Annotated in this window: 8 protein-coding genes; 7 read left to right on the top strand and 1 reads right to left on the bottom strand. The window is 28.4% G+C overall.

Annotation, left to right across the window (positions count from 1 at the left end; translation table 11 throughout):
* The 3 genes from ACTG3S_RS01185 to ACTG3S_RS01175 all read left to right on the top strand — a co-directional run.
* Positions 1-647 (top strand): hemolysin family protein (locus tag ACTG3S_RS01185; protein ID WP_439127548.1); only part of this gene is annotated, 647 nt, incomplete at its 5' end.
* A gap of 123 nt (positions 648-770) precedes the next feature.
* Entirely contained in the window at positions 771-2,894 is a 2,124-nt protein-coding gene (locus ACTG3S_RS01180; RefSeq protein WP_439127547.1) for a peptidylprolyl isomerase, read from the top strand.
* A 103-nt stretch (positions 2,895-2,997) separates the two neighbouring features.
* On the top strand, positions 2,998-3,465 hold the full coding sequence (locus ACTG3S_RS01175; RefSeq protein ID WP_439127546.1) for a hypothetical protein: 468 nt from the start codon (positions 2,998-3,000) through the stop codon (positions 3,463-3,465).
* 127 nt (positions 3,466-3,592) lie between these two features.
* On the opposite strand, the gene rho is transcribed toward ACTG3S_RS01175, so the two are convergent.
* Positions 3,593-5,254 carry a transcription termination factor Rho gene (gene rho, locus ACTG3S_RS01170; RefSeq protein WP_439127545.1) on the bottom strand — a complete coding sequence of 554 codons (1,662 nt, stop codon included), beginning with the start codon at positions 5,252-5,254 and terminating at the stop codon, positions 3,593-3,595.
* Positions 5,255-5,451: 197 nt separating this feature from the next.
* On the opposite strand from rho, the gene ACTG3S_RS01165 reads away from it, so the two are divergent.
* The 4 genes from ACTG3S_RS01165 to ACTG3S_RS01150 form a co-directional block, all read left to right on the top strand.
* The gene (locus ACTG3S_RS01165) at positions 5,452-5,883 is read left to right on the top strand and encodes a DUF4293 domain-containing protein (RefSeq protein WP_439127544.1); all 432 of its coding nucleotides are present in this window, start codon (positions 5,452-5,454) and stop codon (positions 5,881-5,883) included.
* Positions 5,884-6,191: 308 nt separating this feature from the next.
* Positions 6,192-6,857: a response regulator gene (locus ACTG3S_RS01160; protein WP_439127543.1), complete on the top strand. Its 666-nt coding sequence runs from the start codon at positions 6,192-6,194 to the stop codon at positions 6,855-6,857.
* A gap of 159 nt (positions 6,858-7,016) precedes the next feature.
* Positions 7,017-7,718: a hypothetical protein gene (locus ACTG3S_RS01155; RefSeq protein WP_439127542.1), complete on the top strand. Its 702-nt coding sequence runs from the start codon at positions 7,017-7,019 to the stop codon at positions 7,716-7,718.
* A 10-nt stretch (positions 7,719-7,728) separates the two neighbouring features.
* Positions 7,729-9,063 (top strand): histidine kinase (locus ACTG3S_RS01150; protein ID WP_439127541.1); only part of this gene is annotated, 1,335 nt, incomplete at its 3' end.

The following is a 9,063-nucleotide window of genomic DNA, read 5'->3' as shown; positions in this document are numbered from 1 at the left end:
ACGTAAAAGCCAGAGAAGTAATGGTTCCTAGAACCGAAATTTATGCGGTAGAAATTCACGAAAAAGTAAGTGTTCTAAAAAAAGTTTTTATAGAAACGGGTTTGTCTAAAGTGATTGTGTATAAAAATTCTATGGATGATGTTTTGGGCTATGTAAATGCTTTTGAGCTTTTTAAAAGACCCAAAACCATAAAATCGATTCTTTTACCTGTAGAAATTGTACCAGAATCTATGATGATTAATGATATTTTAAATATGTTGATGAAAAAGCGCAAAAGCGTTGCTGTAGTTGTAGATGAATATGGTGGAACTTCTGGAATGATTACCGTAGAAGATATTGTAGAAGAGTTATTTGGCGAAATAGAAGACGAACATGATTCTCAAGAATTTATAGAAGAAAAAATTAACGAAGATACCTTTAAATTTTCTGCAAGATTAGAAGTAGATTATTTAAATGAAGAGTATGATTTAAACATACCGAAATCAGAAGCTTATGAGACTTTAGGCGGCTTTATTATAGATCATACAGAAAATATACCAGAAGAAAATGAAGTGGTAGAAATTGAAGGTTTCGAAATTAGAATACTCAAAACAAGTAGTGCAAAAATAGACGATGTTACACTAAAAAAACTAGATTTAGAAGACTAAACAAATTGTCTGAAAAAGTAGTAGTTTTAAAACGCTTTCAACTTCTTATTATTTAGTTAAAAATGGGTTGCAATATTAAAACCCAAATCGTATATTCGCCCACTGAAATTAAATAAACAACGTATGGCAATTTTATCGAAAATTAGAGAACGTTCTATGTTCTTAATTATAATAATTGGTTTAGCACTTTTCGCATTTGTATTAGACCCATCTACACTTGGAGATTTTTTTAACTCTACTAAAGTAAATGAAGTGGGAGAAATTAATGGAGAAGCAATTTCTAGACAAGAATTTGCAAATGCTTTAGAGCAATACAAACAACAAACAGGAGGTAGAGTGTCTGAAATGCAAGCTGCAAAAACTGTTTGGGATAATTTGTTAAGAAAAAAGTTATACAAAAATCAGCTAGAAGAAGCTGGTATTTCTGTTGGAGAAAAAGATGTTTGGCAAGAAGTAATTAATGCACCATCTGTAAAAAATAATCCTCAGTTTTTAAACGAAGCTGGTTTGTTTGATGAAGGAAAATTTAAAACTTTCTTAGCAACAACAAAACAAGACAATCCAGATATGTGGACAGCTTGGTCTAACTACATGAGTCAAATTAAAGAAAATACAGAAACGAACGTATATAATAAATTAGTAGCTGCAGGTTTAGGAGCTTCTTTAAAAGAAGGAGAAACAGAATATAACATAGAAAACACAAAATTGAATGCTCAATTTGTGTATGTACCTTATACAAGTATTGCAGATAGTTTGGTTAAAATTAAAAAATCTGAAGTAGAGGCTTATATTAAAGATAATCCTGCTCAATTTAAAACAGAAGCAACTAGAGATATTTCTTATGTAAAGTTTGATATTGTTGCAACTCCTGCAGATGAGCAGGCAATAAAACAAGAAGTTGCTACTTTTATAGATGATTCTTTAGATAGAAATAAACAAACTGTAAAAGGTTTAAAAAGTGCTACCGATTATAAAGAGTTTTTTACGATTAATGGTTCAGATGTTAATTTAGATGAAAGCTTTAAATTTAATGCAGATGTTAACCAAACAGTAGCAAAAGAAATATTTAATGGTAATAAAGGTGATGTTTTTGGTCCTTATAAAGACCAAGGTTACTTTAAAATTTCTAAAATTACAGAAGTTACTAAAATGCCAGACTCTGTAAAAGCAAGTCATATTTTAATTCCTTTTGTTGGTGCACAAAGAGTTGCTCCAGATGTTACAAGAACAGAAGAAGATGCTAAAAAATTAGCAGATAGTATTTTAAATGTTGTAAAAAGAAGAAGTAGCAAATTTGCAGATTTAGCAAAAGAGTTTTCATCAGATAAATCAAACTCAGAGAAAGGTGGCGAGTTAGATTGGTTTAATTACAAAAGAATGACACCTGCATTTAGAGATTTTTCTTTTACAAACAACAAAGGTACTATAGATGTAGTAAAAACTCCTTTTGGTTTCCACGTTGTAAAAATAGATGATCAGAAAAACGAACAAAAAGTATTAAAATTAGTAACTTTTGGTAGAGAAATTGTGCCATCTGAAGCAACAGAAAGTGCTGTTTTTCAAAAAGCAGAACAATTTGCTTTGGCAATTTCTAAAACTGATGATTATAATGCCGTAGCAAAAGAAAATAATTACGTTTTAAAGCCTGCTGTTGGTTTAAAAGTATTAGATGAAAACGTACCAGGTATTGGTAATCAAAGACAAATGGTGTCTTGGGCTTTCGGGAACAGTACTGAAGTGGGAGACTTTAAGCGTTTTGATTTAGAAGGTAGTCATGTTGTTGCTATAGTAACAGATAAAACTGCAAAAGGATTATTACCAGCAAACAAAGCAATTAATAGAGTAAGACCAATTTTAGTAAACAAAAAGAAAGCTGCTTTATTATCTGATAAATTAAATGGAAGCAATTTACAAGACATCGCAAAAGCAAATAATACGACAGTTAGATCTGCAAATGGTGTAAAGTTAAAAAGTCCAGCTTTATCAGGTGTTGGTTCAGAACCTAAAGTTGTAGGTGCCATGTACAATGCAGAACTAAATAAAGTGTATAATAATGTAGAAGGTAATAGAGGTGTTTTTGCTTTTAAAGTAACTAAAAGAGAACTGCCAACAGCATTGCCAAATTACGAAACAAACAGAAAAAAGATTGCAGAGACTAGAAAAAGACAAACGTTTAAAATCTACGAAGCAATTAAAAAATCTGCAGATATAGAAGATAATAGAGCAAATATGTATGTATCTAACTAATTCGTAGCAAATATAATTTTTAAAAATCCGTTCAATTATTTTGAACGGATTTTTTTATGATTTTTTATTACTTTTATAAATATCTAATGGGAATATAAAATAAATGAAAAAGAAATTATTGCAAAGTATTTTAATTTCATATTTAATTGGAGTACCAATTGGTCTTTTAACAGTAATTGCCACAATATATATACCATTATTATTAACAGGAGAAGGTCTTTTAACAATGGTTGTTTTAATAGCTTATAAAGTTTCAATAATTGGGCTTCTAATTACTTTTTTGATTGCTCTTTGGGTTGGTGGAATAGTAGCTTACCAAAATGCTAAAATAAGTACACCTTTACTACTAATATCTTTAAAATATTCAACTGTGATAAATTTAATAATATGGACAACTTTTTGTCTAATTATTGGAGTTACAGAAACAAAAGATGTTTTTTTTATGATGTTACCGGCAATTATCGCATTTTTTGTTTGTACTATTCTTACGACCTTTTCAATCGGACTTTTAATTTCATACTTAATAAAAAGATTATTTAAAAAACCAGTTGAACTTTTAAATACTAATTAGATTTACATTTTTTTTAATTTTTCTCGAAAATTTCCTATTACTAATCAAACCCATAAAATAAAGTCAATCACAAAAAAACCTTTTTGAGCTGGTCAAAAAGGTTTATTTATTTTATTAGAAAGGTTTTTTATCCGTTCATAGAAATTAAAAACTCATCATTATTTTTAGAGAATTTAATTCTTTCATTAATAAATTCCATCGCCTCTATTGGGTTCATATCTGCTAAGTATTTACGTAACACCCACATTCTTTGTACGGTTTTTTCGTCTAATAATAAATCATCACGTCTTGTAGAAGATTTTATTAAATCTATAGCAGGATAAATACGTCTGTTAGAAATATTTCTATCTAACTGTAATTCCATATTTCCAGTTCCTTTAAATTCCTCAAAAATAACTTCGTCCATCTTAGAGCCTGTTTCTGTAAGTGCAGTTGCAATTATGGTTAAAGAACCACCACCTTCTATATTTCTTGCAGCACCAAAGAAACGTTTTGGTTTGTGTAATGCATTGGCATCTATACCACCAGAAAGTATTTTACCAGATGCAGGTGCAACTGTGTTGTAAGCTCTTGCCAAACGAGTTATAGAGTCTAGTAAGATAACTACATCATGCCCACATTCTACCAAACGTTTTGCTTTTTCTAAAACAATATTTGCTACACGTACATGTTTGTCTGCAGGTTCATCAAAAGTAGAAGCTACAACCTCTCCACGAACACTTCTTTGCATGTCAGTAACTTCTTCCGGTCTTTCATCTATTAACAAAACAATTTGGTATACCTCTGGATGATTGTGAGCGATTGCTTTGGCAACATCCTTAAGTAACATGGTTTTACCAGTTTTAGGTTGTGCTACAATCATACCACGTTGTCCTTTTCCGATAGGAGAAAACAAATCGATAATTCTAGTAGATAAAGAACTTCCTTTTTCTGCCAAATTGAATTTTTCTTGAGGAAACAACGGTGTTAAATGTTCAAAAGAAACTCTATCTCTAACAATATTTGGGTTTAAACCATTAATTTTAGAAACTCTAATTAAAGGAAAATATTTTTCACCTTCTTTAGGTGGTCTAACATTACCTCTAACAGTATCACCTGTTTTTAATCCAAATAACTTTATTTGAGATTGTGAAACATAAATATCATCTGGTGATGATAGGTAATTATAATCAGAAGAGCGCAAGAAACCATACCCGTCTGGCATCATTTCTAAAACACCTTCACTTTCTATAATACCATCAAACTCAAAATCTGGGTCTCTATATCTATTGTTAGATTTATTACCTCTATTAGAGTTGCTTTTGTCTCTATTTTGGTTATTGTTTTTGTGTTTATTATTTTGTTGATTGTTGTTGCTTTTACTATTCTGCTGCTTGTTTTGTTGATTTGTGGGTTTCTGAACTGGCTTATCTTCTTTAACAATAGTAGCTGTGTTTTCTGTTTTTTCCTCTTTTTTAGGTTCTCTTTTTACAGGAGCTTTTCTTTGAGGCTTTGCAGAAGGTTTTGCAGTAGGTTTTTTAGTTTCTACAGCTGTTTTTTCTTTTTCTTGCTCATTTGTTTGAGCTTTCTTAACAACGCGTTTTCTTTTAGGTTTCTCCTCTTTTTTAGATTCCTCTTTTACAGGCGCAACAGCCATTTTTGCTTTAGAAGGCTCTGCAGCTTGTGTATCTAAAATTTGATAAACCAAGTCTAATTTTTTTAATTGGCTAGTTTTTGTAAGACCAATATTTTTAGCAATACCTTGAAGTTCAGCAAGTGTTTTTGCTTTTAGTTCTGAGATTTCGAACATTATATATTTATTAAGTTATAAGTAATCTTATTTTATATTAAGATTTGTATGTTTTTTTTGATAGATATTATCCTGTATAGTACTACAGAATAATTTTTGTGCGGTTTTAATATGTAACAAATATATACATTTTTTTTTAGTTCTTAGTTTTCTTTTTAAAAAAGAATGTTTTACTTTTGTATTGCTAGAAATAACAAATGATACAAAGAATACAAAGTATATATTTATTGCTTGCTTCTGCAATTTCAGGGGCTTTAATTTTTGTTTTTAATTTGTGGAAATCTATTTCAAAAGATATTTTTGCAATAGATTTATTAAATAGAGAGTCTTATTTGTTAAAAACGATTCCTGTTTTATTTTTAGTTTCGGCAATTTTAGCATTTGTAGCTATTTTTTTATTTAAAAATAGAAAATTACAATTTGTTATAGGTCGTTTAGCAATTTTGGTAAACCTTATTTTATTAGGATTATTGATTTATGTATCTCTAACTTTACCTGGAGAAGTCTCTATTTCTGAGAAAGGTATTGGGATGTTTATACCTATTGTAGCTATTTTGCTTATTGTTTTGGCAAATAAAGCTATTAAAAAGGATGAAGATCTTGTAAAATCTGTAGATAGATTGCGATAAAACTAACATCTTAGTATATTTAGTGCGAAAAAAAACCGAGAATACATATTCTCGGTTTTTTTATTTTTAAAACTTTTTTTAAAATATATTTAAATAAGAATAATTTTTAATTTTTAGTTTTTTATTTTTATAAAAAACTAAAAAAAAACACCAAAAATAAAATTTTGCAAAATACTGTTAGTCAAATATATATAAAATTTATATCCCTGAATTCAGGTACAAATATCCCTGAATTCAGGGATGCGCAAATATCCCTGAATTCAGGGATTGTAGAATCTAAAAATGTACTTTAAATTTGTAGTGTAAGAATGAAACAAAAAATATACGTTCACGTAGCTGATGACCATAAAATTTTAATTGAAGGTATCATAGCTGTACTAAATACGAATAAGGATATAGAAATTAGCGGATATTCTCTAACTGGACAAGAAGTAATTGATTGGTTTGGTAAAAAAAAGAATAAAGCAGATGTTTTAATATTAGATATTACAATGCCAGGTGTAGATGGTTTTGAAGTTTTAAAACACTTTTATAAAAAAGGTAAAAAACCACAAGTAATTATATTATCTAGTTATGATGACGCTAAAATAGTACAAGAGGTAATGGACCTTGGAGCGAGTGGTTATATTTCTAAAAATAATGCAGGAGAACATATTGTTAAAGCCATATTAACAGTAGCAAACGGAGGGCAGTATTTTAGTGATGATATACAACAAATAATGATGGTGGCACTCTTAGGAAATAAAGAAGTTAGTGGTAATTCATCAGAAAAGTTTTTGTTTGAATCTTTAACCAAAACAGAAAAATTAGTGATGGCACTAGTAGCAAAAGAACTAAGTACCGGTGAAATTGCAGACAAAATGAATGTAAGTCATCACACAGTAGAAACACATAGAAAACGATTATTAAAAAAATTAGATGTAAAAAATTCAGTAGGATTAGCAATGTATGCAGTAAAATATAAACTAGTATAACCTATCCCTAAATTTTAAGTTTTAGATAAAAAAAATCTATCCCCTAAAAAACTTAAAAGATTACCTATTTAATACTAATATATTAGTGTGCATTGCTATTCTTTATAAACACAAACCAATATTAACAAACTAAAATTAAACCCTTTTAATTCTACTATTATGAAAATTACCAAACTACTATCATTATTTGTTGCAATAACTTTTGTTTTAACATCTTGTTCTAACAATGAAACATTATCGGAAGAAAGTGCTAAAACCAATCTTTTAAAAACATATAAGGTTAAAAGAGATGCTAGTGGAGCATACTCTGTAGATTTTGATTTAGAAAACAATGTAAGAACAGATAAAGTTATAAATCACACTACAAATACAAATGAGTTTCATTTATTTGAGTCTGATTATGCTACAAGCAGTAAAGTATCTGAAGAGTTATTGATAGATGGTAATAAATTAAGTATTGGTTTTATAGATACTAATTTAGATAATAGATCTACAATTACAATTGAAGATGATAATGTATCATCTATAAAAACAAAAGCAAAGTCTTCTAGTATATTAAAAGAATATAGTGTTTCTAGTAATGAGGATGGTACTTTCAACCTATATTTTAAAGTAGATAATCAAGTAAGTGTAGATTTTGTTTATAATGAAGATAATAATATTTACGAAGTACATTTAGAAGAGGGTAAATCTTCTGGAGTAAATTTTTCTAGAAATCTAGAAAAAGTAGACGGACAAACTCTTAAAATTGATTTTGTAAATCACTTATCAGTAGCCTCTAAAGGAACCTATGCAAAAGAATTAGAAGATACTAGAAGAAAACCAAGAATAATTATTGTTGATGGTACAGATTTACTGTAAAAAAAAATACTTGAAAAAGAAAAAGTCATTAGTCTACCTCCTAATTTATTTTGCATTTAGTCTTCATTTTAGCAATGCATCCCCCAAAATAAATTTATCTAAAGAAGTTTCAAAAATTGAAGCTTCTTTAGATTTTACAATTAGAAAAGATTCTACTTTTCAGCAGAAGTATGAATTTATTTTAGATAGCTATAAAAAAAGTAATTTTGCTAAAGCTCTGCCAGCAATTTTAGATTTAGAAGATAAATATCAAAATAAAGTAAGTTATAAAAATTTATATTTAATTTATTTTTTAAAAGCAGATATTTATAATAAAACCAACAACCACTCAAGAGCTCTAATCAATTATAAAAAGGCATTAAATAATTTATTAGTCTTAAAAAATGCAGCAACAGAGAGTAACCAATCATTAAATTTTAATAAAGAAATTGCAGATACTTATTTAAGAATTGGTAGTTCGTTTCACAGAAATTCCAATAGAGATAGTGCAAAATTTTATTATCTTAAAGTAGATGAGTTTACAGGTTTAAATAATGATATTTTAGAGTTAAAAGCAAAATCTTATATTAATCTTTCAGGCATTTATCAGCAAGATACTATATTTGATACAGCAATAGAGTATGCTGAAAAAGCTATTTTTATTAATGAAAAAATTAATTCTAAAATAAACCTTGCTGGTGCTAAAAATAATATAGGTAGTATTTATTTGTCTCTTGGTAATTTCGAGAAAGCTAAAGAAATTTATTCTGAAGGAATCGACCTTATAAAAAATGATAAAAGCCCAAATGCAATTAGGTATAAGGCTGATTTATATTATAACTTAGCATGGGCAATGCGAAAATTAGAAGATTACAAAGCTTACGATTATCAAGAAATCTCTTATAAAATAGAAGATGGTATTCGAGATAAAGAAATTAGAAGAATGGTAGAAGAAATTACTCAAAAAAATAATGTAGATGATGTAAAAAGAATTGAAGAAAACAAACGTTTAATTGCACAAAGAACCTTTGCTATTTATGGTATTGGAAGTTTTTTAATTATAGTCTCTTTATTATACTTTTTAAATGTGTATAAATTAAAACAAAAAAATTTAAGTTTAGAGCTTTCACAAACTCAATTACTACAAAATCAAAATATAGAAAAAATAAAATCTGAGTCGCAAGTTAGAATTTTAAATGCAACGATAGATGGTAAAGAAACAGAACGTAAACAAATTGCAGAAACTTTGCACGATAGTGTAAGTGCGCTGTTGTCTTCTGCTAACTTACATTTAATGGCTACAAAACAACATTTTAATGGTAAAACACCTATAGAGATCACAAAGACTCAAGAAATTATTTCAGAG

The sequence above is a fragment of the Polaribacter sp. genome, assembly GCF_965656025.1.
Taxonomy (GTDB): Bacteria; Bacteroidota; Bacteroidia; order Flavobacteriales; family Flavobacteriaceae; genus Polaribacter.
The sequence above is the reverse complement of the archived record's forward strand: the minus strand, read 5'-3'. Positions and strand labels throughout refer to the sequence as shown.

Excerpts from the sequence above, each read along its gene's own strand:
- ACTG3S_RS01155 (WP_439127542.1), top strand. The coding sequence starts at position 7,017 with ATGAAAATTACCAAACTACTATCATTATTTGTTGCAATAACTTTTGTT.
- ACTG3S_RS01160 (WP_439127543.1), top strand. The coding sequence starts at position 6,192 with ATGAAACAAAAAATATACGTTCACGTAGCTGATGACCATAAAATTTTA.
- ACTG3S_RS01165 (WP_439127544.1), top strand. The coding sequence starts at position 5,452 with ATGATACAAAGAATACAAAGTATATATTTATTGCTTGCTTCTGCAATT.
- ACTG3S_RS01180 (WP_439127547.1), top strand. The coding sequence starts at position 771 with ATGGCAATTTTATCGAAAATTAGAGAACGTTCTATGTTCTTAATTATA.
- rho (WP_439127545.1), bottom strand. The coding sequence starts at position 5,254 with ATGTTCGAAATCTCAGAACTAAAAGCAAAAACACTTGCTGAACTTCAA.
- ACTG3S_RS01175 (WP_439127546.1), top strand. The coding sequence starts at position 2,998 with ATGAAAAAGAAATTATTGCAAAGTATTTTAATTTCATATTTAATTGGA.